Source organism: Azonexus sp. IMCC34842 (genome assembly GCF_050368855.1).
Lineage (GTDB): Bacteria > Pseudomonadota > Gammaproteobacteria > Burkholderiales > Rhodocyclaceae > Azonexus > Azonexus denitrificans_A.
Window position 1 is genome coordinate 302,450 of the sequence record NZ_CP178449.1, and the last position, 26,584, is coordinate 329,033.

Genomic DNA, 26,584 nt, shown 5'->3' on the forward strand with positions numbered 1-26,584 from the left:
ACCCGGAGCCTGAGAGGCTAGGGCAGCCGCCCGGCCGCGATCATCCGGTTGTAGAGAATGTTCGGTGAGAGCCAGACGACGAGATCATCGAACTCGTTGGCACCGGCCGGGGTCGGGGTGTGGGAGACAAAATTGGCGTCACTATTTGTATTTTCAAGTTCGTCCGCGCTAATTGGTGCTGTATTCGGTGTGTTTCCTGAGTTTGTGGCGCCAAGCCCATTTTTCCCATGAGAAACGATTACTGCTGGTAGGTTTGTTGCGAGCGTTGAGGTGCAAGCTGCTTGGTCACAGACCCGAAGGTTGGCAGAAGTCGTAAGAGTGAAACCAACATCTGTCCTAGCGAAGTTGGGATGGGCGTGATACCGAAACCGGTTACTCCAAGCATCTTGGCGAGCTAGTCCGAGGTCACTCCACGGCAGCAAGCCATCGACATTTGTGCAATTAAAACCAGTCCTGTTTTCCAATCCATCCCCATCGGTATCTGGGCATGGAAGGTGTGGTTTGCCGTCGGCTGAACTGTGAGATGCAGCGTAGCCCAAAAGCGCATCGCATACCTCTTGGAGTTGTTGTTGAGTGTCACTGACGTTGCGCTGATCGATCCGTGCTCCAATGCTCATAATGAATCCACCAGCAAGCAGCGAGACGATGACCAGAACAATCGTAAGCTCAATGAGGGTAAAACCGTCGCTTCGGTCAGATTTTATGGACAAGGCAATGTAGTGCATGGAATGACCTTCATTACAGTGTTACCAATGCTGATCTCGGCGCTGTTTGGGGAGAGACGGGTGTAGCTAATAACTGAAAACCATTGGTTTTGAGTATTCAGCCAATTAAAAGTTGTGAGATCAAAGGAAATATCTTTGAAAGGTAATCGTCCTGTTTGCATATTGACGTTCGCGTAACCATCTCCATCCGTGTCAGCCCAAGGGAAAAAGCCTTTGTCGTGGAAGTATCCCCGCAATGCAAATATAGGTAGGTTTGAACCATCATCAATGCCGCGTACTTCAGCAAGGACTCTCATGTTGACTGCCTTAAATAGTTCGGCCCGAGTTACGGTAACAATGTGATCGTTAAAGGTCTGTATTGGTCCCGAGCTAACAAAGTCAAAACCATCTGCATTCCCCAAGTCGAGGTAATCACTTGGTTGTGGGGGGCTTGTAGCTGTTGTGATGCTGCGGTTTTGCCCCGGAAGAGGTACTCCCGGCGCAATGACGATAGCGACTGCTGCATTGGGTAAACCGTTTACTTGGAGTTGGCCAATCGAGTTGCTGTTAATTGGTGATGTAGTAAATCCTGGTGAGATTGCGTACCAAAGAGGTTCGCCGTAGCCATCAAGGAGTTTGTCAACCCCTAGCGTTTTCCATGGGAAGCGACCGAGGCGGGTGGTTGTCGTGGAACATGTAGTCTGCGCTTGTCCTTCAATTGGAGAACCGATTGATAAACGTTCAGGGCAGCGAAAATGACCAGGAAGGTAGGTGGTGCTACTGCTGCGATAGGCCGCAGCATCGCCAATCAGCGCATCTTTGGCTGCTCGCAGAGCCAACTGTGTCCTGCGCTCCTGTTCAATGCGGGCGCTGTGGATACTGGAGGTAGATAGAAACACCAACGCACTTATTACTGAAGCTATGAATACGAAGAGAAGCAGCGCTATTCCTCGCTGATGGAGTGGTGGTCTGTTCATACCTAGCGTCTATTGGCGGCCGGCTTGACGATGATCCTGCCGCCGCCCAGCAGACTTTCGCGTTCCCCCGTTTCCGGATGAAACGTATCGCCGACCGGTACCCGTGGCGCGGGAATGCTGTCGTCCCAGATGGCTTGGCCGTTGATCCAGCGCGTGGCGCGGCCGTTGCTGCGGCGGACTTCGCCGTTGATGGTCTGGCTGGCTTCGCCTTCCGTGGTATTGGGGCTGAAGCCGGGGTTGAGTTGGCGCTGGCGGTCGAGTGCGGCGCGTTGTTGCGGCGTCAGGAATAGTCGGCCGAGCGGTTCCTGTTGCGCCCGGCAGAGAGTTGGGGCGACAACCAGCAGCAACAGGAGCAGTGTGGGGCGGATGTTCATTTCGTTGCGGTCGACCGGCGCACGGTGACCCATTGCAATTCGCATTCGGCGCTCAGTTGGGCGATGGCCGAACGGTTATCGCTGCTACCTGCCTGCGGGGCCAGCTTGCAGTTGCGAACGAGGACCAAGGCCTTGGCTTCGCGTTGCACGCGGGCGAGGAAGTTGATCAGATCTTCTTCGTGGAGCAGGCGGAGTTGCAGGCGCATCGAGCTGGAAAAGTAGGCAAAAGCCGCGCCGTTGACACTTTCCAGCGGTTTCTGGGCGCCAAATTCGTAGTTCATGCCGGGCAGGCGCATGTCTTGCTGGATTCGACGCAGCAGTTCCGTCCAATCCAGGCGCCTTTCTTCTCCGGTGATGCCGGAATTCTGCATTTTCTGGAACATCAGCGCTCTTTCCTTGAGTTCCTGTTCTTCAGTACGAACCTGACGCAGGCGCTGTTCGACCTGGCTCATGCCCGCTGCTGCGCCATTCCTCTCTTGCCCGGCTTTTTGTTCCTGCTGCAGGCTCCACCAGACGAGCAAGCCGGCTAACAGGAACAGGATTAGCGTGCCGAGGATGGGCAGTCGAAGTTTGACCAGATCGCCGACGGTAAATTTCATGGCGCGATTTTCCGGGTAATCTCGACTGCGAATTGGCGCGGCTGGGCGTTTTCGTCCTCACTATCGCCGCCGCGCAGCGCCCGTCCGGATTCCATGTCGAATGGTTGTTGCAGCACGCTCACGGAACAGGCCGGGTCGCTGCGCAACAACTCGGCGAATTGCTCGAAGCTGGCGAGAATCTGCCGGGGTGTCGCGTTCGGTTCGGGGCGGATCGCCCCGCGGATTGTCGTGATTTCCTCGTTGCCTTCGATAACGGAAGCGGCGGCGGGCGTGCCCTGGCGGCCGATTTTCCACTCGATGCCTTCGAGGATGACGTTGGGCATCTGGTCGAGAGCCCGGCTGACCAGCCGATAGGCCGCGCCGGGCAGATGCTGTTGACGACTGAGGTCGGCATGGCGGGTAGTCAGCCGGCGCAGGGTGTCATTGTCGATGCCGAGTTGCGGAAAAGTCGCGGAGATTTCCTGATAGCGCCAGCTGAGATCGGCTTCGCTGGTGCGCAGCGTCTGGGTTTCCTGGCGCAGCGCGTAGGCATCGTAGTTTTCCTTGGCCGAGAACAACAGGCTGCCGAGCAGGGCGATCAGGCCGGCGGCGATAATGCTCTGGCGGATCTGCGAGAGCCGGAAATCGTGACGATGCACTTGACCGGCGAACTGCTGGCTGGGTGCGGCCGTGGCCAGCAGGTGAAGAAACAGAAAGTCGCTGCGACTGTCTTCGGGCGGCGTGTGCAGGCCGAGCTTGTGGGCGGCGACGTGGCTGTTGATGATCGAAAAGGCCAGGTGGCCATGGTCCGGGCAGGCGTGTTCGATGGCCGGGATGGCTGGCGGGGAGGCGACGATGAAGACCGGCAGGGTCTCGTCGCGGCTGATCAGGCGCTGGCCGATCAGGTATTGGTGCAGCTTCCCGGCTTCGGCGGCAAAGCTGCTGGCGACGCCGGCAATGCTGCTGTCGGTAATCGGCGCCATCCGCGAGAAAAGCGTTTGGCCATTGACCAGGTAACTTTCGCGTATCGAATGATCCTGCAGCGTCAGAAGCAGGCAGCGACCGTTGGCCAGGCCGAGCTTCTTCAACAGCTGGCCACCCAGTTGGGCAACCGTATAAACGCCGGCCAGTGGGGCTTCCGCGTCGTTGATGCGTTGTAGCCAGGGTTCGAAATGGATCGGATTGGTCAGCGCCGAGATCAGCAGTTTTTCGTTCTTCCGCTGGCTTTTCTCGTAACCGAGTGAAAATGCCGTGGCCAGCGGCGTGCCGAGGAAGTGCTGGCCGATCTTGCGGGTGATCAGCGCCTGCCGGTCGCTGCCATGCAGGAACGGGATGGTTTCGAGAACGTGGCCTTCTTCGGTGACGTTGGCGAGCAGCGAGAAATGACTGTGGCGATGCGCGGCCAGATACTCGGCGAAGCCCGCCAGGCCTTCGTCGCCATTTTCGAATGCGCCTTCCGGCAACAGCTTGCCGTGCCGCCAGAAATAGGCGGAGAGGCGGTGCGTGTTGAGGTAGAGCAGGCGACGGGCGATCACGTTTTTATCTTGCTGATGACGTCGTAGATAGGGCCGATGACCGACAGCATAATCCAGCCGAGCAGGGCGCCCATGAACAGGGTCAGCATGGGCTCGATCATGGTTTGGGCCTTGCTGACAGATTCCTTGACGTCACGGGTATAAAAATAGCTGACGTTGAGCAGGGCCTTGTCGAGACCGCCGGTGTTTTCGCCAACCCGCAGCATGCGAACGACCAGCGGCGGGAACAGCCCGACATCGTGAAAGGCGCCGGCCACATTGCGGCCTTCGCGAATCGAATGCTCGACCCGTTGCAGTGCTTGTTTGACCACACGGTTGCCGACGATGTCCTGGGTGGTGCGGATCGATTCAAGAATCGGGATGCCCGAAGCGTAGAGCATGGCAAAGGTGTTGGCAAAGCGCGACAGGATGATCTTCTTGATGATCGGTCCGACCACCGGCAGGCGCAGCTTGATTCCATCCAGGCGCAGGCGGGCTCGCGGGTCGGTGCGCAGGATGAACTGCCCGATCAAAAAGGCGACGATGGGGGTGAGCAGGAACAGGTACCAGAAGTCGACCAGCAGGTCGGAGATGAAAAATAGCAGCTTGGTCTGGGCCGGCAGGGTCTGGCCCATGTTCTTAATGAACAGCTTGAGCTGCGGCACCATGTAGATCATCAGGAAAAACGTGGCGGCGAGCACGATGCTGGCGACAAAGGCCGGATACATCAGCAGCTTTTTGGTGTGCGAGGCGAGTTCGTCTTCCCATTTCAGCGACTCGGTGAGGCCGACCAGGACCTCCGGCAGTTGGCCGCTCGATTCGCCGGCTCTGACCAGGTTGACGAATACCTGGCTGAAGACATCCTGATGGGTATCCATCGCCTGCGAAAGCGTCTGGCCGCCTTCGATATTCTCGATCAGTACGGCGATCACCTCGCGGAAGCGCGGGTGTTCGATCGAATCGCGCAGGTCGGTCAGCCCGTCGAGTATCGGCACGCCGGCCCGGGTCAGCTGTTCGAGGTGAAAGCAGAAGTTGATCAGCTCGGGACGGGGGATGCTGCGGCCACCGAACAGCGCACGGTGTTCGACGATTGAACCGGTCACCAGATCGAGTTCCATGCGTTTCAGACGCATTTCGAGGTCGACCAGATTGATCGCGTCAAGTCGCCCGTAAATCATCCGTCCTTCGGCGCTGACCGCCTTGTAGTCGAAAAGCATGGCTACATCCGGTCGGTCAGGTCGACGACGCGTGCCAGTTCTTCCAGCGAAGTCGTGCCGTTCAGCACGCGCCGCAGGCCGTCGTCGGCCAGCGTGCTGAAGCCCTGCAAGAGCGCCCGGCTGCGGATTTCGTGAGTGGTGGCGCGGCGGGAAATCAGTTCGTCGAGGCCGGCGTCGATGCGCAGCAGTTCCATGATCGCGATGCGGCCTCGGTAGCCCTGAAAGTCGCAGAGTTCGCAGCCGGTCGGGCGAAACAGCACGGGGCGGGAGCCCTCGGTCTGCGGGCCGAGCAGGCGGATTTCGTGGGGCTCGGCGTGGTAGGGGGTTTTGCAGTGCTCACACAGCCGGCGGATCAGCCGCTGGGCGACGATGCCGATGATATTGCCGGCCATGATGTCGGGTAGCACGCCGATGTCGAGCAGGCGCGGCACCGCGCCGATCGCCGAATTGGTGTGCAGGGTCGTATATACCTGATGGCCGGTCATCGAGGCGCGGAAGGCCATTTCCGCCGTTTCGGCATCGCGTACTTCGCCGACCAGAATGACGTCCGGATCCTGGCGCATCATCGAGCGGATGCCGTTGGCGAAATCGAGCTTGGCGTTTTCCGCCACCGAGGTCTGGCGGACCATGGCCATCGGGTATTCGACCGGGTCTTCGAGGGTCATGATGTGGATGCCCTCGGCGTTGATGTGGTTGAGTACCGAGTACAGAGTTGTCGTTTTGCCGCTGCCGGTCGGGCCGGTGACCAGGATGATGCCTTCCGGCCGGGCGATCATCAGCTTCAACTGATGCAGATGTTCTTCGGACAGGCCGAGGTCTTCCAGCGGCACGATGCCCTTCTGGCGGTCGAGAATGCGCAGCACGATATTCTCGCCATGGATCGTCGGCTGGCAGGCGACGCGGAAGTCCACCGGCCGGCCGGAAACGCTGAGGCCGATGCGGCCATCCTGCGGGGCGCGCATTTCGGCGATATTCATGCCTGAAAGCACCTTGATGCGCACCGTCATGGCCGGCCAGTAGGATTTGTGCAGGGCGCGGATCTGGCGCAGCATGCCGTCGATCCGGTAGCGAATGCGCAGGAAATTGGCTTCCGGCTCGAAGTGGATGTCGGAAGCTTCGCGCTTCACGGCATCGGTGAGGATCGAGTCGATCAGCCGGACCACCGGCTGGCTATATTCGTTGTCGGTGGTCGACAGGCTTTTCCAGTCGATTTCGCCGGTTTCGATTTCGTGCAGGATGCCGTCAATCGACAATTCGTGGCCGTAATACTGATCGATGGCGCGGTCGATTTCCGATTCGCCGGCGAGCAGCGTCTCGATAGTCGTGCCCTCTTCGATCAGGGCGCGGACGCGGTCCAGGCCGACGATGTCGTTGACGTCGGAAATGGCCAGGGTCAGCCGGCGGCTCTGTCGGTCGTAGTCGAGCGGCAGCAGGTGGTAGCGCTTGGCCAGGTCGCGCGGTACCAACTTGAGGGCCTGGGGGTCGATGACGGCGTGCGTTAGGTCGATGCTCTGCTTGCCCAGACTCTCCGACAGCGCCTGGCGCAAGGTGGCTTCGGAAACGAAACCGAGCGATACCAGCAGCTTGCCGATCGGCTGGTTCTGCTTCATCTGCTCGAGCAGCGCGATGCGCAGCTGGTCTTCCGAAAGAATGCCTTCGGCGATCAGGATTTGACCCAGTGGCCGGCGCGTTAGGGCGGAGGTGTTCATGGCGAAGTCAGGGCTGCCTTTCCGGCTGGAGATCAAGCAGGCGCTTTTTGACCTGTGCCTGATCGAAGGCCGCCGGACGTCGCTCGGCAGCTTCCAGCGCCAGCCGGTAGTGTTGGGCGGCCGGGCGGCTTTGCCGGAGATGATCGAGACTGACGGCTAGATTGAACAGGTAATCCGGATTGTCGCTCTCGGCAGCAACCGCGTTGAAATAGACCTGTTGCGCCTCGGCCCAGCGTTTCTGGCGAGACAGCAGATTGCCCAGCGCGAAGTTGAGCGGCGCCGATTCGGGCTGGCCGGCCAGCAGGGTTTTCAGGCGGCTTTCGGTGTTCTGCGGGTCGGCCCCGGCCGTTGCACCGTTCAGCACCGCAGCTTGGACGGCCGGGTCGCTCGGGTTGGCGATTAGCGCCCGCCGATACAAGGCCTCGGCGTCGGCCGGCTGGCCCTGGCGCTGGGCAATCGCGGCCAGCGCAAGCAGGGCATCGGTATTGTTCGGGTCACGCCCGAGGGCCTTCTCGAAATTCCGGCGAGCCAGATCGAGATCGTTGTGTTGAATATTGGCGTGGCCCTGCAACAGGTTGCTGTCCGGTTCCGGACGGGTGCGGGCGAGGCGGATCTGCGTGCCCGGGCCGGCTTCGGGGGCGGTTTGTGCGACGCGCTCGGGGCGGCGCACCAGGGAAGGTGGTGGAAAAAGTCTCGCCTCGCTGCCCGTCGGGGGCTGTACGGCGGGCGGCTGGGGCGATGTGGCAAATGCGGGCGGTGGGCTGACGGGCGGAGTCGGTGCAGCCATGGCTGGTGCCCGGCTGACGGGAGGGGCCATCGAATTGTTGCCCATGCTGTTCAGTTGAAACCAGACATATGCTGCGATCGCCAGGCCGGCTATGCCGAGCGTGCCAAGCGCCAGCCAGAGCGGCCCTTTCGAGGGTTTGCTGGCGGTTTGCTTGGCCATGAAGGCATTGCGGACGGCATTGCGCCCGCTTTGTTCGGCGGTATTCTCGCCGGTTGGTTTCGGGCTGGCGGGCGGCCGTGGCGGCACGTCCGGGCGTGCGGCGCTGGCCAGGTCGGCGTCGACCGCATCAAGGTGGGTGGCGAGGTCGGGTAGGGGGCTACCGCCCGCCTTCGCCTGCCCCGTACTGATTGGCTCCAGGCTCAGCCCTTCGCCAACGGGCGGCGCGGCCTCCTTGCCGGTCAGCGCCCGTGTCGCTTCCTGCTTGCTTGTCTCGGCCCGTTTCAGGGCATCCATCAACAGGCTCATATCCCGCTCTCAGCGACTCGGCACGACGTTGAACAGTTGCGCTTCGTTCGGCTGATTGAAGAAGCCCTGGGCCGGCAGGAAGCCACGCATTCCCGCATAGTCGCCGTCCAGACTGGCATCCTTGATGACGATGGGACGCAGGAAGATGACCAGTTCTGATTTCTTGGCTGCGTTGTCACGTTTGGTCACCAGCTCGCCGGCGAACGGGATCTGTCCGAGCAGGGGGATGCGGCCAGTGTTGTATTCAATTCGGTCTTCCATCAGCCCACCGAGAACGGCGATATCGCCGCTCGCAACCCGCATGACCGACTCGATTTCGCGCGTCCGAATCTGGGGGACAAAATTCTGTACGCCGGCTATCTTGTTGGATGGATTGGGGTCTTCCTTCCAGTCGGAGACGGCGGAAATGGTCGGTCGGATATTAAGGATGATGTTTTGGGTATCGCTGATTTGCGGTGTCACCGCCATCACCAGCCCGACCGAAACCGACTGTGGGGTAGTGGTGACGGCCGTCGTGGTGCCGACATTGGCAGTAATGGTGGTATCTGCCTTGACGCTGAAGTAGACGATGTTTTCGACAACCTTGAGCATTGCGGTCTGGTTGTTGAGAACGGATAGCCGGGGGCTGGATAGCACTTTGGTCGTGCCGAAGGATTGCAGCAAATCCACTGCGGCAATCAGGTTCAATGGCTTGTCCATCTGCTGGATAACCAGATTGAATGCGGCATTGGCCGTGTCGGCAACAGCCCCGCTGGTCGGACGGGTGATGGAAAATCCTGACTTGTCCGAACGGAAGCGGCTCCAGTCGATACCCTGCTTGTAGCCGTCGGACAGTTCTACCTCAACGATGGTGGCCTCGATCAAGACCTGCCGGCGGGCCGAGTTGATCACCCGATCAACAAATTCTTGAATTCTGTCGTGCTGGCGTTGAGTGGCGCGGACGGTGATCACGCCGCTTTCGGCATTCATGATGACGGATGCGGCTTCGCGGAAGGTGTTGCGGTGCATCACGGTGTTGCCGACCGCCTGGCTGTTCGAGCCGGGAGTCGGATTGGCCTGGAGCGCATTGGCGATGGCTAGCGCCGCGCGTTGGCCGCTACCTTGTGGCAAGGCGGCTGCACCGGTAGAGTTTTGCGTGGTGGTTTGTTCGATAACCGTCTCACTGGAGCCTTCCGGCAGCACTTTGTCGGTTTCGCGCAGAATGTCCTTGATATTCTTTTCCAGCGATTCCCAGAATTGATTTTTCGAGGCGTTCTCAATCCGGGTGCTGGAAACGTTGCTGCCCGAGCCGCCCGCCGGGCTCGTCCCACTGCCGCCGGCTGTTGCCGTGCCCGTGGCGATCTGGGTATTGGTCGACACCGTGCCGGTGACGTTGCGCGACATGTTCACGTAATCGACCTTGTAATGCTTCAGGAAGGGCGAGTCCGGCATCACGGCGAGATTCGGGCCGTCGATTTCAAAGCGCATGTCGACCTGCTTCGAGATCCGGGTCAGTAGCTGCGGCAGCGTCTGGTCTATGGCGTTCAATGAAACCGTGCCGGTAATGCCCGGATGGATGTCGACATTGACCTTGGCGTCGCGGGCAAGGGCGAAGAGCAGGTCGCGAACCGGTACGTTATTGACGACTACGCTGTAGGTTTCGGCTTTCGGCGTGGCGCGCGGTTTGGGCAGGGCCAGGCTCTGCTGTACCGGAGCCGGGATCGTTCCGCTGGCTACCGGCGGCTGGGCGGTCTCGTCGCTGAGGTGCCCTTTGAGCGGTTCGCGGAGCGTTGGTGCCGAGCAGGCAGCCAGCAACAGGGAGAGAAGCGTTGCGCTGATAAAACCGATTTTCATCGGGCTTGGCCTTGTTTGAACGAGAGGGTCAAAATTTTGCAAAGTTCCTTGAAGATGCTAGCACGTAATTTAGTGGATCGTCATGATTGGAGCCGGGGTGCTAGCGCAGCCGTGACACCTGTCTGGGGAACGGCTGGGCGGCCTTGATCGATTCAGGCAAGGCCTGCATCGCGGCTGCCGCTGCTTCGCGATTCGGGAAGTCGCCATAGATGATGCCGACGCGGTCGCTTCCCGACAGGCTGGATCGATAGGCGCGGAGTTGGCTGGGGTCGAGAAGTGGTGCGGCGCGGGCAAGGAATCCTTCGATTTCTCCGGTGTGGGTGGCATCGGTCGCCAGTAGCTGAATGAAGTAATGCTGGCGCGGTGCCTTTTTCAACCACTCATCGTACTGGTCGAAATGCTGGCGGGTAAGTGGACCAAAGCGGATGTTGCTCGGCGATTCGGCCTGGCTGCCGCTCAGCGTACGTGGTTGGAGCGTCTTGGCTGGCGGTGCTGGCAGGGTATTGGTTGTCGCGCTTGGCGCCTCGGCTAACGGAGGGGGAACGCTACGCGAGCCGAGATTGAAGGCCAGGGCGAACAGCAGGGTGGCGATGCCAATGCCGGCCAGCCCCCAGAGTAGCGGCTTGACGTTGAATCCGGATTTTTGGTGCAGCGGGGAGAAGCGAGCATCCTGCGCGGCGATTCTTATTTCGCCGCTATCGACCTGGTGGCTGCCATGCGAATAGGCGGCGAGCAGGGCCTTGTCGGCGAGTATGTTGATACGCCGGGAGAGGCCTTCGGAAATCTCGGCAATCAGTTTCACTGCGGCGGCAGTAAAGGGATTGGGGCCGTGGTAGCCGGCGGCGCGCAGGCGAAATTCGATATAACTGGCGACGTCGTCCGGCTTTAGCGGGGCCAGGCTGAAGTGCTGGGTGATCCGTTCGCGGAGCTGGCGCATGTCGTTGGCGGCCAGCCGCTCGTCCAGTTCCGGCTGGGCAAAGAGGGCGATCTGCAAGAGCTTGGTCGCCTTCGACTCGAGATTCGAAAGCAGGCGGATCTCTTCGAGCGATTCGGCCGGCATCGCGTGCGCCTCGTCGATCAGCATGACGACCCGCTTGCCGGCGGCGTAACGTTCGATCAGCGCATCCTGCAGGGCCCGGGTCAGCGAGTGCGTGGCCTTGCCGTCGGTTGGAATGCCGAGTTCGTCGGCAATCGCGCCGAGGATTTCCTGGCGGGACAGCGAGGGATTGGCGAGGTACAGGGTTTCAACGTTGTCCGGCAGTCTTTCCAGCAGCATGCGGCAGAGCATGGTCTTGCCGCTGCCGACTTCGCCGGTAACCTTGACGATGCCTTCGTCCTGGGTGATGGCGTAAACCAGGGCCTCGAGGGTTGGGCCACGATTGGCGCCGGTAAAGAAAAAGTCGGTGTGCGGCGTGATGCGAAATGGCGGTTCGCGCAGACCGAAGTGTTCGAGGTAAAGGCTCATGCCCGGTTCCAGCCTTCCATGCGGTTATACAGTGTCGTGCGATTGATGCCGAGGCGGCGCGCCGCCTGACTCATGTTGCCGGCACTGAGTTCGATGGCCGCCTCAATATAACCGCGCTCCCACAGTTCCAACGTCGCGTCGAGGTTCAGCCGGCCGGCGTTTTGCAAATGTTTGCGGGCCGACTGTCTGGCTTGGGCCAGGTCGTCGGCCGCCAAGCCGCTTGAAACCGTGGTCGTCGGTTCGCTGATGTCGGCCGACTCGAACTCGGCGATCAGTTTTTCCGGGCTGATTTCCTGCCCGGCGTGGCGGGCGGTGAGCCGGATGACGATGTTGCGCAGTTCGCGCACATTGCCCGGGAAGGCATAGTCCAGCCAGATTCCTTTGGCAGCAGGCGTTAGCGTGAAGGGCGGCAGGCGCGCCTGGTCCGCGTAAAGTTTCCGGAAGTGGTCGAGCAGGAGCAGACGGTCGTTACCCATGTCACGGACCGGCGGGACGGCGACAGTGAACACCGAGAGCCGGTGAAAAAGGTCGGCCCGGAAGCGTCCGTTGCGGACTTCCTTACGCAGGTCGCGGTTGGTGGCGGCGATGATGCGGGCGCTGGAGATGCGTGTCTGCGTTTCGCCAACGCGTTGATATTCACCGTTTTCGAGAACCCGCAACAGCTTGGGCTGAAGCTCCAGCGGCAGTTCGCCAATTTCGTCGAGAAACAGCGTGCCCCCATCGGCATCCTCGAAATAACCGGCCTTCGCCGAACCGGCGCCGGTGAATGATCCCTTGGCATAGCCAAATAGCGTCGGCTCAAGCAGGGTTGGCGAAATGGCGGCGCAATTGAGGGCGAGAAACGGCTTGTCGCGCCGTTCGGTCTGCCGGTGCAGGTAGTGGCTGGCGACGATGTCCTTGCCGCTACCCGATTCGCCTTCGATCAGTACCGGAAAGGCCAGATTGGCATACTGTCCGAGTTGCAGGCGCAGGCGCTGCATCGGCAGGCTTTCTCCGACTAGGCCCCCAATGGGAGTTTCTTGCCGGCTGTCGGAAAAGCTCAGTGCCTGGCGGAAAAGCGCGGTCAGCCGCCCCGGGTCGCAGGGCTTGCCAACAAAATCGACGGCGCCCAGCGTTCTCGCATGGCGGGCATTGTCTTCGTCGTTTTGCCCCGAAAGAACGATGATCTTCATTTCCGGCGACAAGGCGAGCAGATCGCTGATCAGGGCAAAACCCTCGTCGGGACGATGCGGATATGGCGGTAGCCCGAGGTCGACCAAGGCCAGTTGCGGCGCCTGGCGCAACTGGCGCAGCAGGGTCAGGGCATGCGGACGAGCATGGCTGGTGACGACATCGAACTCCTGTGCGAAGGCAAAACTGAGCGACTCGCTGATCAGCGAGTCGTCATCGACGATCAGCAGGAGAGGCTTGGCAACAGGCTGGGACACAACATTCCATATGAAATTTGTTTGATTATAGCCTCGGCTCTTCCCGGCGTTGGCGGGCGTTTCTGATAAAATCGCCCGACTTTTTCCAAGGACCACGCTTTGCCCGACGACATTCTGGTCGATATCGAAGATCTGCAATTCAACTATGACGGCCGGCCTGTGCTGCAGGGAATCAACATGAAGATTCCGCGCGGCAAGGTGGTGGCGATCATGGGCGGTTCCGGTTGCGGCAAGACCACGTTGTTGCGTTGCATCGGCGGCCAGTTGCGGCCGAGCGGCGGTCATGTGCGCCTGGAAAAACATCGCGTTAGCGAGATGTCGGAGGCCGAGCTCTATCGTTTGCGCCGCAAGATGGGCATGCTTTTTCAGTTTGGTGCCCTGTTTACCGATATGTCGGTATTTGAAAATGTCGCTTTCCCGATTCGCGAACACACCGATATGTCGGAAGAAATGATTCGTGACCTGGTGCTGATGAAGTTGGAGGCGGTTGGCCTGCGCGGTGCACATAAATTGATGCCGGGTGAGCTTTCCGGCGGGATGGCCCGGCGGGTCGCGCTGGCCCGTGCCGTGGCGCTCGATCCGATGCTGGTCATGTACGACGAGCCGTTCACCGGGCTCGACCCGATTGCTCTGGGCGTCATTGGCCAGTTGATTCGCAAGCTGAACGACGCGCTCGGCGCGACCTCGATCATGGTCACCCACGATGTGCAGGAATCTCTGCAGATCGTCGATTACATTTATTTCATCTCGAATGGGCAGATCGTCGCCGAGGGAACGCCGGATCAGATCCGTGCTTCGAGCGATCCGTTCGTACACCAGTTCGTGCATGCCGAGGTCGATGGGCCGGTTCATTTCGACTATCCGGCGCCGTCGGTGCGACAGGAGTTTCTGTCCGGAGTGCCGCATGCTTAGGCCGGCCACCCTGCTTCGGAAATTGGGCCATGCGGTGGTCGATCGTATCTGGCGCCTCGGTTTTGCATCCCGTTTTCTGTTTGCCATTCTGACGCATTCGGGAACTGCCTTCCGGCGGCTGCCGTTGACCCTGCGTGAAATTTATTTCAGTGGTGTGTTGTCGCTACTGATCATTCTCGTTTCCGGCCTGTTTGTCGGCATGGTGCTTGGGCTGCAGGGTTATGAAATCCTGCAGCGCTTCGGTTCGACCGAGGCATTGGGAACGATGGTGGCGCTGTCACTGACGCGCGAACTCGGTCCGGTGCTGGCAGGCCTGTTGTTCGCTTCCCGCGCGGGCACCTCGGTGACTGCCGAAATTGGCCTGATGAAAGCAACCGAACAGTTGAAAGCCATGGACATGATGGCGGTCAATCCGATAGCCCGTGTCGTGGCGCCGCGTTTCTGGGGCGGCGTGATCACCATGCCGCTGCTGGCGGCGATGTTTTCGGCGATGGGCGTGCTGGGGGGCTGGCTGGTCGGTGTCGTCTTCATCGGCGTTGACGATGGCGCTTTCTGGTCGCAGATGCAGTCTGGCGTCGATTTTCGTTTCGATATCTGGAACGGGGTCGTCAAGAGTTTTATTTTTGGCATCGCGGTTTCGCTGATTGCCGTTTTCGAAGGCTACGACTCGGCACCTACCGCCGAAGGTGTTTCGCGGGCGATTACGCGCACCGTGGTGACCTCGGCGCTGACCATTCTGGCGCTGGATTTCGTTCTGACTTCGTTCATGTTTCGAGGAACTTCATGAACCGTACTGCACTTGACCTCTGGGTTGGCTTCTTCGTCGCAATCGGCATCGCCGCAGTGTTGTTTCTTGCCCTCAAGGTCGGCAACCTTTCGTCGAGCCGTTTGTCTGATACATACGAGCTATACGCCAAATTTGATAATATTGGCGGACTCAAGGTGCGCGGGCCGGTGAAAAGTGCCGGGGTGGTGATCGGACGGATCGCCGACATCAAGTTCGACTCCTCGACTTACGAGGCCGTGGTAACGATGAATATCGATGGCCGCTACCAGTTTCCGAAGGACACTTTTGCCTCGATCAATACGGCTGGCCTGCTCGGTGAGCAGTACGTCGGCTTCGATGTCGGGGGCGATGAAAAGATGTTGAAGGCCGGTGACACGATTAGCAAGACGCAGTCGGCAGTGGTTCTGGAAAAATTGATCAGCCAGTTCATGTTCAACAAGGCAGCAGACGGACAGGATAAACAATGACAGGGAAGCTCCTGGCGTTTGAATGGTGGATGTGCCGTGGGCGGCTTGCCGCTTGCGTGATGGCTCTCGCGCTCTCCGGTGGGGCGCTGGCCGAGGATAATCCGCGCGATCCCTACGAGGGTTTCAACCGCTCGATGTTTGCGGTGAATGAGGCTGTTGACAAATATGCGGCGAAACCGGTCGCTCAAGTCTACGACAAGGCCGTGCCGCTCGCGGTCAAGGCTGGCGTCGGGAATTTTTTCGGCAATGCCGGCGATCTGTGGATTGGCGTCAATAGCGCCCTGCAAGGCAAGTTTGCCGATGCCGGCACCGATCTTGGCCGCCTCCTGGTCAACTCGACCATTGGCATTTTCGGTCTCTTCGATGTGGCCAGCGAACTAGGTCTGGAACGGCATGACGAGGATTTTGGCCAGACGCTTGCGGTTTGGGGCGTGAGTGATGGCGGCTATTTGTTCTGGCCGATCATCGGGCCGCGCACGGCTCGCGATACGGCCGGTTGGGCAGTCGATTCCTATGTCGATCCCGCTCTCGGGATGCGTCCGATAGCCATCCGCAACAGCCTGGCGGTATTGCGGTTCGTCGACATTCGGGCCAGCCTGCTGCCGTCTGATACGGTGGTCGAGGAAGCCGCGATCGATAAGTATGCCTACATTCGCGACGCTTATCTGCAGCGTCGGCGTAACCAGGTTTTCGATGGCCGTCCGCCGCGGCTGGATGATTGATTGTTCAGAAAAGACATGATGAAAAAGATTTTTGCCTTCCTTTTTGCCGCTTTTGCCGCTTCTTCTGTTGTCGCCCAGGAAGCGCCTGATGCCTTGATCCGCGATGTGACCGAAGATGTCTTGGAGATCATTCGCAAGGACAAGGATATTCAGGGCGGCAATACGCAGAAGGCCATTGAACTGGTCGATAAAAAAGTGCTGCCGCATTTCAATTTCCAGCACATGACGGCACTGGCTGTCGGCAAGGAATGGCGAAAAGCGTCGCCGCACCAGCAACAGCAATTGACGGCCGAGTTCAAGACGCTGTTGGTGCGTACCTACTCCAATGCCTTGACCAGCTACAAGAACCAGAAGATTGTCTACAAGCCGTTCAAGATGAATGCTGGGGATACCGACGTACTGGTTCGCACTGAGGTTCTGCAGCCGGGTAGCAAGCCGGTGCAACTGGATTACAGCCTGGAAAAGCAGGAGTCCGGCTGGAAGGTCTACGATGTGGTGGTGGCCGGTATCAGCCTGGTTACCAACTATCGTGAGCAGTTCACTCAGGAAATTCGCAATGGTGGCGTGGATGGCCTGATTGCGACGGTGGCCGCCAAGAACAAGTCTCTGGAAACCAATCTGGTCAAGGTCGAGAAAAAATGATCGAAAACGAAGGCGGGCGCCTGGTCGTCAAGGTGCCGCTGGTGATGGCCAATGCGCGCGGCCTGCTCGAAGCAGGCCGTTCTGCTTTACGGGCCGGCGAGCAGATCTTCGATTTTTCGGAAGTCAGCGAAGCCGACTCGTCAGCCATTGCGGTGATGCTCGGTTGGCTGCGCTCGGCAGAACAGTCACAGTCAACCGTCACTTTTGCCCATATTCCGGTCGGCGTGCGTTCGCTGGCTGAACTCTACGGCGTCACCGAACTTCTTCCCCTGGCTTAAGGGGGAGTTATGGTTGCTGCCGTTTCCATTGTCGACGTCGTCAAGAGTTTTGGTTCATTGCAAGCCCTGGCTGGTGTCTCGCTCGAGATTGGTGAGGGAGAATTTTTCGGCCTGCTTGGCCAGAACGGCGCCGGCAAGACGACGCTGATTTCTTCGCTGGCCGGATTGGTCCGACCGGATGCCGGTTCATTGAAGGTGCTGGGTCACGACGTAATCAAGGATTTTCGTCAGGCCCGCCGACTGCTCGGCGTCGTGCCGCAGGAACTGGTCTTCGATCCGTTTTTCAATGTGCGGGAAACCCTGCAGATCCAGTCGGGTTATTTCGGTATTCGCAACAACGACGAGTGGATCGACGAAATCCTTGAAAATCTCGATCTGACCAGCAAGGCCAACGTCAATATGCGGCGCTTGTCCGGTGGCATGAAGCGCCGTGTACTGGTCGCCCAGGCGCTGGTGCACAAGCCGCCGGTCATCGTGCTCGATGAACCGACGGCCGGGGTCGATGTCGAACTGCGCCAGGGACTGTGGCAGTTTATCCGCCGCCTGAACAGCGAAGGCCATACCATTATTCTCACCACGCATTACCTCGAAGAAGCCGAAGCACTGTGCGGCCGCATCGCGCTGATGAAACAGGGGCGGGTCATCGCTCTCGATACCACGGCCAACCTGATGGCGGCGCATCCTGGCGGTACGCTGGAAGATGTCTTCATCCGGACGATGAACCAATGATTGGTTTCTGGACGCTGTTCTACAAGGAGTTGCTGCGTTTCTGGAAGGTCGCCTTCCAGACGGTTGGCGCACCGGTGCTGACGGCGCTGCTCTACCTGCTGATCTTTGGTCATGTGCTGGATGAGCACGTCCAGGTTCACGGGGTGCGCTATACCAGCTTTCTGGTCCCCGGCCTGGTGATGATGCAGGTGTTGCAGAATGCCTTTGCCAATTCCTCGTCCAGTCTGATTCAGGCCAAGATTACCGGGTCCATCGTCTTCGTCCTGTTGCCGCCGCTTCCCTACAGTGCGTTTTTCGGGGCCTACGTGCTGGCAGCCTTGGCGCGCGGCTTGATGGTTGGTGCCGGGGTGTTGCTGGCCACCGTCTGGTTTGCCGAAATGAAGGTTGTGGCGCCGCTCTGGATATTGACCTTCGCGGTTATTGGCGGGGCTCTTTTTGGCGCCCTTGGCATGATTGCCGGCATCTGGTCGGAGAAGTTCGACCAGCTCGCCGCCTTCCAGAATTTCCTGATTATGCCGCTGACCATGCTCTCCGGCGTCTTCTATTCGATTTATACATTACCGGCATTCTGGCAGAGCGTGTCGCATTACAATCCCGTCTTTTACATGATTGACGGCTTCCGCTATGGCTTTTTCGGGGTCTCCGATGTTGCGCCCGAATTTAGTCTCGGGGTCGTATTCGCCTGCTTTGTCGCCGTCTCAATGCTGACGCTGAACCTTCTCAAGCGTGGCTGGAAATTAAGAACCTGAACCCATGCATCCTGATCAAATCAAAGAACTCATTCTCGCCGGCATGGCCTGCGAACACCTCGCTCTCGATGGCGATGGCCAGCATTTCGAGGCCTTGGTGGTAAGCGCCGAATTCATCGGCAAAAGTCGCGTCCAGCGCCAGCAGCATGTCTATCAAACCCTCAAGGAAAAGCTGGCGACCGGCGAATTGCACGCTATTTCCTTCAAGACCCTGACCCCGGAAGAATGGAGTGCGCAGCGTGGATAAATTGTTGATTCAAGGCGGCAACGCCCTTTCCGGCGAGGTTGCTATTTCCGGTGCGAAGAATGCGGCACTGCCGATCCTTTGCGCCTCGCTGCTGACAGCCGAGCCATTGCATCTGACCAATGTGCCGCATCTCAATGATATTTCGACGATGTTGCGTCTGCTCGGCGACATGGGTATCGGTGTCACGATGGATGGCGTTGATGGCCTGGTTCTCGATGGCAGCGGTCTGAATAATGCGGTTGCTTCTTACGAGATGGTCAAGACCATGCGCGCCTCGATTCTCGTGCTCGGGCCATTGGTCGCGCGCTGTGGCGAGGCTCGGGTTTCGCTACCGGGGGGGTGTGCGATTGGCGCGCGGCCGGTCGACCAGCATATCAAGGGCCTGCAGGCCATGGGGGCCGAGATCAAGGTCGAGCAGGGTTATGTTCACGCCAAGGCCAGCCGGTTGAAGGGCGCTCGCATCTGCACCGACATGGTGACGGTGACCGGGACGGAGAATCTGATGATGGCCGCCTGTCTGGCCGACGGCGAGACGGTTATCGAAAATGCGGCACGGGAACCGGAAGTGGTCGATCTGGCGAACTGCCTGGTCAGCATGGGGGCGCGCATTTCCGGTGCCGGAACTGACGTCATCCGTATCCAGGGGGTCGAAAAACTGCATGGTGCGACGCACGCCATCATGCCCGACCGTATCGAGACCGGCACTTATCTCTGCGCGGCGGCGGCGACCGGTGGGGACATTCGTCTGTTGAAAACCTCTGCCGCCTATCTCGATACCGTGGTCGACAAGTTGATGGATGCCGGTTGCGAGATCACCGTTGAGCGCGATGCGATCCGTCTGGTGGCGCCCCGGCGTCTGAAGTCGGTCAGTTTGCGGACGGCGCCTTACCCGGCTTTCCCGACCGATATGCAGGCCCAGTTCATGGCAATCAACAGTGTGGCTGAGGGAGTTGCCACTATTCGCGAAACCATTTTCGAAAATCGTTTCATGCATGTCAGCGAACTGGTCCGGCTCGGTGCCGATATCCAGATCGAAGGCAACAATGCCGTCGTCCGCGGCGTTGCCCGTCTGGAAGGGGCAACCGTAATGGCGACCGATCTGCGTGCTTCGGCCTCGCTGGTCATTGCCGGTCTGGTGGCCCAGGGTGAGACGCTGATCGATCGCATCTATCATCTTGATCGCGGATACGAACGGATCGAGGAAAAACTGGCCAGACTGGGCGCCTCGGTCAAGCGAGTTCATTGAGTTCTGTTATTTCGCTGCGGGTGGCCCATTTTTTGCAGTCACCCGCAAAAAAATTTTTAAAAAATGCTTTCCATAATCGAAGCAGTAGCCCATACTCCACGCTTCGGGATTTCCAGGCAGTGTTTTGTTCCTGCGCCGTACTCCGGTTTGTCAGCTCCTCGGTCTTGGTTCTCGTATTATTGTTTTGGGCGAAAGCCTGTTAATTTTTTCCAAGGAAGCTATAAATGGCAAATGGTACCGTTAAGTGGTTCAACGACTCCAAAGGTTTTGGTTTTATCTCCCCGTCTGAAGGCGGCGAAGATCTCTTCGCTCACTTCTCTGCCATTCAAGGCAACGGTTTCAAGACTCTGGCCGAAAACCAGAAGGTGACGTTCGACATCGTTACCGGCCCGAAGGGCAAGCAGGCTGCAAACATCCGCCCGGCTGAATAAGCTCTGCGTAGCCTGAACAAGAGAAGCCCGGTTTTCCGGGCTTTTTTGCATTTGGTGCCCCTTGCGCACCGCTGTATCGCCCAAGCCGCGCGGTCAACGCGGCTACAATGGAAGCATCGGTTTTTGCGGCGCCCCCGGAGTTCTTGTGTATGTCAGCCATGTTGAAAAAATGTCTTGGCTTCTCAGTGGCTGCACTGATTTTCTTCGGCAGTGCGGTCGAAATGGCGGGGGCAGGGGAAGTGCGCAGTTTTACCGTCATCAATCTGCGCAGCGCCACTCTCACAGCGCAGTACTGGAACCCCATTCTCGATTATCTCAGCCGCAAGAGCGGGGTTCCGCTGCAACTGACGGTTGGCCGCTCGCAGTCTGAGACGGTGGCGGCAATCAATCGCGGTGAAGTCGATTATGTCGTTTCCGGGACTATCTTCAGTCCGCCGTCGCAACTTCTTGGCTACCGCGTTATCGGCCGTCTCGCCGGGCCACCAGTGCATGGCCAGATCGTTGTGGCGCAGGGTTCGAAACTGAAAACACTGAACGATATCGAGGGCGCCGAGGTTGGCTTCTCCTCGCGCTCGGTCTTCATCGCCTATGCCGTGCCGATGAACGAAATCGTCCGGCGCGGGCTGCATGTCAAAGCGAATTTCGCCGGCAACCAGGAAGGGGTGATGGGGCAGTTGGTCAGTGGCCGGATTGAGGCAGCGGCAGTGCACTCGCAGGTCATGCGCGAATTTTCCGAACGGGAAGGTTTTGCCTATCGGGTATTGTGGTCTTCGGAGAAATACCAAAGCTGGCCACTGTCGGCCCATCCGCGTTTGCCGGATGCCGAGGTCAAGGCCGTGCGGGCAGCTGTTCTGGCGATGAGGGACGATCCGGTGGGCGCCGAAATTCTTGCTCAGAGCGCGGCGATCATCAAACAACAGCCACCGTTCGGTTTCATGCCGGCCAGCGATCGCGACTACGAAAACTATCGCCGTTTCTACAAGACGACGCTGGTTCGCGACTGCGACGGCTGTTCTCCACAATAATCAATCCGGAAACCAGGCTAATCTTGTCCCGCTTCCTTCCTGTCGTGGTCTGGCGTCACCTCACTTTGACCGTTCGCCTGTTGCTGATTACCGGCATAGCTTTGTTGATCGCCGGGGCCGCGTTGCTATACACCAGCTTGCGGCAGAACGTTCAGCAGGTCGAGCATGACCTGATCGAGCAGGCGGACAACGAATTGGCCCTGCTGCGGGCGGTGTTGACCGAGCCGGTGGTAATCGGTGATTACAGTGTGGTGCGGCAGCTCTTGCATGGGCGCGTGCAGCGTGAGTCGATTGATGTGATGGCCTGGATCGACGAGCGGGGCAATGTGCTGCAGGCTGCCAGCCGGATAGTTTCGCCGGCGGTGCCGGCGGCGTTTCGTGGCTGGCTTGGTTTGCCTGAGATCGAGCGCGAAGCGGGGCTACTGGTTGGCGGGCGCAGCTACGGCCAGATCCGGATCGTGATGAACACGCGGGCGGCGGAAGCGCGTCTGTGGGCTCATTTGCTCACCCAGTTGCAGATCCTGCTGGTTGCGCTTTGTCTCGACCTGCTGCTGATCGTTTTCGTCCTGACGCGCAGTTTGACCCCGGTTCGCCGTTTGAATCAGGCCGCCATCCGTTTCGGCAAGGGTAACTGGACGGTGCGGGCCCGGCTCGAGGGCAGTCCGGAAATGCGTTCGCTGATCGGCTCCTTCAATCAGATGGCGAGCAGTATCGAAAGTCTGATGGACGATCTCGATCACAAGCAGGCGGCTCTGGCGGAAAGCGAGTCGCGCTTTCGCTCGATGATCGAGAAGCACGCGGCGGTGATGCTGCTGCTCGACCCGGTCAGCGGCCGCATCCTGATCGCCAATTTTGCGGCCGAGGTTTTCTACGGGTACCCCCGGGGCGAGCTGCTCCAGCATTCCATCCAGGATATTTCGCTGCAGTCGTCGGAGTTGGTTCGCAATGAAATCGATGCGGCGGTGCGCGAGGAGCGCAACTGCCTGCTTTTCAAGCATCGTCTGGCGAACGGCGAGTTGCGTACGGTGGAAATGCATGCCTCGCCGATTGAGCATGAGGGCAGAACGTTGCTCTTCGCCGTCATCCACGATATTTCCGAGCGTCGGCGTCTCGAAGAGGGGCTGCGCCTGGCGGCCAGTGTCTTTGGCCACGCCCGGGAAGGCATCACGATTACCGATCCCCAGGGGATTATTCTCGACGTCAATCCGGCATTTTCGGAAATTACCGGCTACCTCCGCGAGGAGGTTTTGGGCAAAAATCCGAGCCTGCTCAAATCCGGGTATCAGGATGTCGCGTTTTACCAGGAGATGTGGCATGGCCTGGTCGAGCAAGGGCACTGGCAGGGCGAAATCTGGAATCGCCGGAAGAGCGGCGAGGTCTACGCCGAATTCCTGAGTATCTCCAGCGTTCATGACGATGCCGGCAAGATCAGCCGTTACATCGGAACCTTCATCGATATCAGCCAGATCAAGGAGCAGCAGCGCCAGCTCGAACAGATCGCCCATTACGACGCCCTGACCGGCTTGCCGAACCGGGTGTTGCTGGCCGACCGGATGAATGTCGCCATCGCCCAGGCACGGCGCAGTGGCAACCTGTTGGCGGTGGCCTATCTCGATCTCGACGGCTTCAAGATGGTCAATGACAATTTTGGTCACCACGCCGGCGATCGCCTGCTGGTCGAAATTGCCCGTCGCTTGCAGCAGAGCATTCGCGGTGGCGATTCGGTGGCCCGTCTGGGGGGCGACGAATTCGTCCTGCTGATGGCCGACATCGGCTCGGTCGAGGAATGCGAGCGGGCGCTGGTCCGGCTGTTGCGCGCCCTGAGCGAACAGGTCGTGGTCGACGGGCAGAGTATGCAGATATCGGCCAGTATCGGGGTGACCATCTTCCCCGATGACGATGGCGATCCGGATGCCTTGCTACGACACGCCGATCAGGCGATGTACGTTGCCAAGGAGGCGGGCAAGAACCGCTACTACCTCTTTGACCCGGAGCATGATCGCCTGGCCAGGAACCATCGCGGTTTGCTGAACCGCGTCGAGTCGGCCCTGCAGGATGGTGAGTTCGAGCTTTACTACCAGCCGAAAGTCAGGCTGGCGACCGGCGCCGTCGTCGGCTTTGAGGCTCTGGTTCGCTGGGAAGATCCGGAGCGCGGACTGGTTTTGCCGGCTGATTTCGTGCCGCTGGTCGAGGCCAGTGACATCGCCGTTCCGCTCGGCGAATGGGTGCTCGCCGAAGCGCTTGATGAGCTTGGTCGCTGGCGGGCCGCCGGACATGACTGGTCGGTCAGTGTCAATATTTCACCCCGGCATCTTGAATCGCCGGGCTTCGTCGAGCACCTGGCCGGTCTTCTCCGGGCGCATCCCGAACTGCCGCGCCAAGCCCTTGAGCTGGAAGTGCTGGAAACCGTCGCACTGATGGATATCGAGGCGGTTTCGGCGGTGATGAAGGCTTGCCAGCAACTCGGTGTGAGTTTTGCCATCGACGATTTCGGTACTGGCTATTCCTCGCTGACTTACTTCAAGCGCTTGCCGGCCGACGTTTTGAAGATTGACCAGTCTTTTGTCCACGAAATGCTGACCGATCCCGAATATCTGGCGATTATCGAAGGCATCATCGGCCTGACCCGGGCTTTCCGCCGTACTCCGGTCGCCGAGGGCGTCGAACTGCCCGAGCAAGGGGTGATGCTGATTCACCTCGGTTGCACTTTGGCGCAGGGCTACGCGATTGCCCATCCGATGCCGGCGGCGGCTGTCCTCGAATGGTTTGCGACCTGGCGCCCGGATCCGATGTGGCTGGCGGCCGGCCGCACTCTCTGGCCGCAGGACGATTTGCCGCTGTTGTTTGCCGATCTCGATCATCGCCACTGGGTCGAACAGCTGATCGCCTGCCTGCAGAACCCGGCAAGGGCGCTTGATCGACCCACACTATCTACCGATCGCTGTCGTTTCGGACATTGGCTGAGTACGCAAGGGGTGGCCCGTTATGCAGCCTTCCCGAGTTTTGCCGCGCTGGCTCCGGTGCATGGCGAGGTGCACCGCCTGGGCGGCACCATAGTTGGCTTGATCGATGCCGGTCGGGCCGCCGAGGCGACGCTTCTGGTGCCCGAGCTGGAAGGGTTGCGCGACAGGCTACTTGGGTGCCTGCGCAAATTACAGATCGAGGTTGCCGCCGAGCGCGTTTCGGCGAGTGTCTTGACCTAGCATTGCTGTGTGTCATTCCGGGCGGTTTGGTGGCATGGCCAGCCGCTTCGTGGCGGCCTTGCGGTAAAATCCGGTCTTTGTCTTCAGGCTGCATCCCGTGAGCACCATCACCATCGCCCTTTCGAAGGGCCGCATCTTCGACGAAACCTTGCCGCTGCTGGCTGCTGCCGGCATTGTCCCGAGCGAAAACCCGGAAACCTCGCGCAAGCTGATCATCGAGACCAACAAGCCGGATGTGCGCGTCGTCATCGTCCGCGCCACCGATGTCCCGACCTATGTCCAGTACGGCGCGGCCGATCTCGGCGTCGCCGGCAAGGATGTGCTGATCGAGCATGGCGGCGAGGGGCTGTATTCGCCGCTCGACCTGAATATCGCCAAATGCCGGATGATGGTTGCCGTGCCGGAAGGCTTCGATTACGCCAGCGCCGTCCGCCAGGGCAATCGCCTGAAGGTGGCGAGCAAATACACCAAGATGGCGCGGGAACACTTCGCCGCCAAAGGTGTCCATATCGATCTGATCAAGCTTTACGGTTCGATGGAACTGGCACCGCTGGCCGGACTGGCCGATGCCATCGTCGACCTGGTGTCCACCGGCGGGACATTGAAGGCCAACAAGCTGGTGGCGGTCGAAGACATCATGGCGATTTCCTCGCGCCTGGTCGTCAATCAGGCTTCGCTGAAGGTCAAGCGTGAAACCCTGCAACCCATCATTGACGCCTTTGCCCGGGCGGTGGAGAAGTAATCCCTATGGTCGCGATCAAACGATTGGCTACGGTCGACGCCGATTTCACGGCAAAAATGGATGCGCTGCTGGCTTTCGAGACGGCGCAGGATGACAGCATCGAACGTACCGTCATCGGCATCCTGGCCGACGTCAAGGCGCGGGGCGATGCGGCGGTCGTCGAGTACACCAACCGTTTCGACCGTCTGACGGTGGCCGGCATGGCCGATCTCGAATTGTCCCAGGACGAAATGCGCAAGGCGCTCGACGGCTTGCCGGGCGAGCAGCGGCAGGCCCTGGAGGCGGCGGCGCAGCGCGTTCGCGTTTATCACGAAAAGCAGCGCCTGGAAGGTTGGTCCTATACCGAAGCCGACGGCACCATGCTCGGTCAGATGATCACCCCGCTCAATCGCGTCGGTCTCTATGTGCCGGGCGGCAAGGCGGCTTACCCGTCGTCGGTGCTGATGAATGCGATTCCGGCCAAGGTGGCCGGTGTCAAGGAACTGATCATGGTCGTCCCGACTCCGGGCGGCGAACATAATGCGCTGGTCCTGGCGGCGGCCTGTCTGGCCGGTGTCGACCGCGTGTTCACGATCGGCGGCGCACAGGCAGTCGGCGCGCTGGCCTTCGGGACACAGAGCGTGCCGCAGGTCGACAAGATCGTCGGGCCGGGTAATGCCTATGTCGCCTGCGCCAAGCGGCGCGTCTTCGGCATCGTCGGCATCGACATGGTGGCCGGCCCCTCGGAAATCCTGGTCGTCTCGGATGGCAGCAGCGACCCGGACTGGGTGGTGATGGACCTCTTTTCGCAGGCCGAGCATGACGAGCTGGCCCAGTCGATCCTGATCTGCACCGACGCCGCTTTCATCGAGCGCGTTCAGGCCAGCATCGAAAAGCTGTTGCCGACCATGCCGCGCCAGGCCGTCATTCGCCAGTCGCTGACCGACCGTGGCGCGCTGATCCATGTCCGCGATCTCGAAGAAGCCTGCGCCATCGCCAATCGCGTCGCGCCGGAACACCTCGAACTGGCCCTGGCCGACCCCGATCCGTGGGTTGGCAAGATCCATCACGCCGGCGCCATTTTCATTGGTCACTACACCTCCGAATCGCTGGGCGACTATTGTGCCGGCCCGAACCACGTGCTGCCGACTTCCGGCAGCGCGCGCTTCTCGTCGCCGCTCGGTGTCTATGACTTCCAGAAACGGACCAGCCTGATCAAGGTCTCGAGGGCCGGCGCCCAGACGCTAGGGCGCATCGCCTCGACGCTGGCGCACGGCGAAGGCCTGCCGGCCCATGCCAAGTCGGCCGAATTCCGGCTGGACAACTGAGCCGGCAACGACCTTGAACGCAGCATTGCCTGAATCCCCAAGCCGCC

General features: G+C 59.8%; 25 protein-coding genes and 1 pseudogene. 15 read left to right on the forward strand and 11 right to left on the reverse strand.

Annotated features, from left to right (window positions below):
- Positions 1–17 precede the first annotated feature (17 nt).
- The 11 genes from ACLIKD_RS01440 to ACLIKD_RS01490 all read right to left on the reverse strand — a co-directional run bounded on the left by ACLIKD_RS01440 (position 18) and on the right by ACLIKD_RS01490 (position 13,050).
- On the reverse strand, positions 18–725 hold the full coding sequence (locus tag ACLIKD_RS01440; protein ID WP_428826874.1) for a type II secretion system protein: 708 nt from the start codon (positions 723–725) through the stop codon (positions 18–20).
- On the reverse strand, positions 701–1,543 hold the full coding sequence (locus tag ACLIKD_RS01445) for a hypothetical protein (protein ID WP_428826875.1): 843 nt from the start codon (positions 1,541–1,543) through the stop codon (positions 701–703). The genes ACLIKD_RS01440 and ACLIKD_RS01445 overlap by 25 nt, the downstream gene beginning before the upstream one ends.
- Before the next feature lie 140 nt (positions 1,544–1,683).
- Positions 1,684–2,088, reverse strand: a complete 405-nt coding sequence (locus ACLIKD_RS01450) for a hypothetical protein (protein WP_428826876.1) — start codon at positions 2,086–2,088, stop codon at positions 1,684–1,686.
- Complete coding sequence (locus ACLIKD_RS01455; protein ID WP_428826877.1) at positions 2,052–2,654, reverse strand: hypothetical protein; 603 nt, start codon at positions 2,652–2,654, stop codon at positions 2,052–2,054. The genes ACLIKD_RS01450 and ACLIKD_RS01455 overlap by 37 nt, the downstream gene beginning before the upstream one ends.
- A complete protein-coding gene (locus tag ACLIKD_RS01460; RefSeq protein WP_428826878.1) occupies positions 2,651–4,168 on the reverse strand; it encodes a hypothetical protein in 1,518 nt (505 codons plus the stop codon). The genes ACLIKD_RS01455 and ACLIKD_RS01460 overlap by 4 nt, the downstream gene beginning before the upstream one ends.
- A complete protein-coding gene (locus ACLIKD_RS01465; protein ID WP_428826879.1) occupies positions 4,165–5,364 on the reverse strand; it encodes a type II secretion system F family protein in 1,200 nt (399 codons plus the stop codon). Before ACLIKD_RS01465 ends, ACLIKD_RS01460 begins: the two co-directional genes overlap by 4 nt.
- A 2-nt stretch (positions 5,365–5,366) precedes the next feature.
- Complete coding sequence (locus ACLIKD_RS01470; protein ID WP_428826880.1) at positions 5,367–7,073, reverse strand: GspE/PulE family protein; 1,707 nt, start codon at positions 7,071–7,073, stop codon at positions 5,367–5,369.
- A gap of 7 nt (positions 7,074–7,080) precedes the next feature.
- Positions 7,081–8,325: a tetratricopeptide repeat protein gene (locus ACLIKD_RS01475; protein WP_428826881.1), complete on the reverse strand. Its 1,245-nt coding sequence runs from the start codon at positions 8,323–8,325 to the stop codon at positions 7,081–7,083.
- A 9-nt stretch (positions 8,326–8,334) separates the two neighbouring features.
- Positions 8,335–10,158 carry a pilus (MSHA type) biogenesis protein MshL gene (mshL, locus tag ACLIKD_RS01480; RefSeq protein ID WP_428826882.1) on the reverse strand — a complete coding sequence of 608 codons (1,824 nt, stop codon included), beginning with the start codon at positions 10,156–10,158 and terminating at the stop codon, positions 8,335–8,337.
- A gap of 100 nt (positions 10,159–10,258) precedes the next feature.
- Positions 10,259–11,623, reverse strand: a complete 1,365-nt coding sequence (locus ACLIKD_RS01485; RefSeq protein ID WP_428826883.1) for an ExeA family protein — start codon at positions 11,621–11,623, stop codon at positions 10,259–10,261.
- On the reverse strand, positions 11,620–13,050 hold the full coding sequence (locus tag ACLIKD_RS01490) for a sigma-54-dependent transcriptional regulator (RefSeq protein ID WP_428826884.1): 1,431 nt from the start codon (positions 13,048–13,050) through the stop codon (positions 11,620–11,622). Before ACLIKD_RS01490 ends, ACLIKD_RS01485 begins: the two co-directional genes overlap by 4 nt.
- Before the next feature lie 99 nt (positions 13,051–13,149).
- On the opposite strand from ACLIKD_RS01490, the gene ACLIKD_RS01495 reads away from it, so the two are divergent.
- From ACLIKD_RS01495 to hisD, 15 genes and pseudogenes are all read left to right on the forward strand, one after another.
- Positions 13,150–13,962, forward strand: a complete 813-nt coding sequence (locus tag ACLIKD_RS01495; RefSeq protein WP_428826885.1) for an ABC transporter ATP-binding protein — start codon at positions 13,150–13,152, stop codon at positions 13,960–13,962.
- Complete coding sequence (mlaE, locus tag ACLIKD_RS01500; protein WP_428826886.1) at positions 13,955–14,749, forward strand: lipid asymmetry maintenance ABC transporter permease subunit MlaE; 795 nt, start codon at positions 13,955–13,957, stop codon at positions 14,747–14,749. The genes ACLIKD_RS01495 and mlaE overlap by 8 nt, the downstream gene beginning before the upstream one ends.
- A complete protein-coding gene (gene mlaD / locus ACLIKD_RS01505; RefSeq protein ID WP_226418557.1) occupies positions 14,746–15,216 on the forward strand; it encodes an outer membrane lipid asymmetry maintenance protein MlaD in 471 nt (156 codons plus the stop codon). Before mlaE ends, mlaD begins: the two co-directional genes overlap by 4 nt.
- The gene (locus ACLIKD_RS01510; RefSeq protein WP_428826887.1) at positions 15,213–15,938 is read left to right on the forward strand and encodes an MlaA family lipoprotein; all 726 of its coding nucleotides are present in this window, start codon (positions 15,213–15,215) and stop codon (positions 15,936–15,938) included. The genes mlaD and ACLIKD_RS01510 overlap by 4 nt, the downstream gene beginning before the upstream one ends.
- Before the next feature lie 15 nt (positions 15,939–15,953).
- Positions 15,954–16,580: an MlaC/ttg2D family ABC transporter substrate-binding protein gene (locus ACLIKD_RS01515; protein ID WP_428826888.1), complete on the forward strand. Its 627-nt coding sequence runs from the start codon at positions 15,954–15,956 to the stop codon at positions 16,578–16,580.
- Positions 16,577–16,858, forward strand: a complete 282-nt coding sequence (locus ACLIKD_RS01520) for an STAS domain-containing protein (protein WP_226418560.1) — start codon at positions 16,577–16,579, stop codon at positions 16,856–16,858. The genes ACLIKD_RS01515 and ACLIKD_RS01520 overlap by 4 nt, the downstream gene beginning before the upstream one ends.
- A gap of 9 nt (positions 16,859–16,867) precedes the next feature.
- Positions 16,868–17,530: pseudogene (locus tag ACLIKD_RS01525) on the forward strand (ABC transporter ATP-binding protein); the annotation flags it as partial.
- Between the two features lie 53 nt (positions 17,531–17,583).
- Entirely contained in the window at positions 17,584–18,336 is a 753-nt protein-coding gene (locus tag ACLIKD_RS01530; protein WP_428826889.1) for an ABC transporter permease, read from the forward strand.
- A 4-nt stretch (positions 18,337–18,340) separates the two neighbouring features.
- Positions 18,341–18,583, forward strand: coding sequence for a BolA family protein (locus ACLIKD_RS01535; protein ID WP_428826890.1), 243 nt, complete (start codon positions 18,341–18,343; stop codon positions 18,581–18,583).
- Positions 18,576–19,829, forward strand: coding sequence for a UDP-N-acetylglucosamine 1-carboxyvinyltransferase (gene murA / locus ACLIKD_RS01540; protein WP_428826891.1), 1,254 nt, complete (start codon positions 18,576–18,578; stop codon positions 19,827–19,829). Before ACLIKD_RS01535 ends, murA begins: the two co-directional genes overlap by 8 nt.
- 224 nt (positions 19,830–20,053) lie before the next feature.
- Complete coding sequence (locus tag ACLIKD_RS01545; RefSeq protein WP_226418564.1) at positions 20,054–20,260, forward strand: cold-shock protein; 207 nt, start codon at positions 20,054–20,056, stop codon at positions 20,258–20,260.
- A 185-nt stretch (positions 20,261–20,445) separates the two neighbouring features.
- Positions 20,446–21,285 carry a phosphate/phosphite/phosphonate ABC transporter substrate-binding protein gene (locus ACLIKD_RS01550; RefSeq protein WP_428826892.1) on the forward strand — a complete coding sequence of 280 codons (840 nt, stop codon included), beginning with the start codon at positions 20,446–20,448 and terminating at the stop codon, positions 21,283–21,285.
- A 23-nt stretch (positions 21,286–21,308) separates the two neighbouring features.
- Positions 21,309–24,488 (forward strand): EAL domain-containing protein, encoded by a 3,180-nt coding sequence (locus ACLIKD_RS01555; protein WP_428826893.1) that lies wholly within the window; start codon positions 21,309–21,311, stop codon positions 24,486–24,488.
- A gap of 97 nt (positions 24,489–24,585) precedes the next feature.
- Positions 24,586–25,230, forward strand: coding sequence for an ATP phosphoribosyltransferase (hisG, locus tag ACLIKD_RS01560; RefSeq protein ID WP_226418567.1), 645 nt, complete (start codon positions 24,586–24,588; stop codon positions 25,228–25,230).
- A 5-nt stretch (positions 25,231–25,235) separates the two neighbouring features.
- Positions 25,236–26,537: a histidinol dehydrogenase gene (gene hisD, locus ACLIKD_RS01565; RefSeq protein WP_428826894.1), complete on the forward strand. Its 1,302-nt coding sequence runs from the start codon at positions 25,236–25,238 to the stop codon at positions 26,535–26,537.
- Positions 26,538–26,584: the final 47 nt, after the last annotated feature.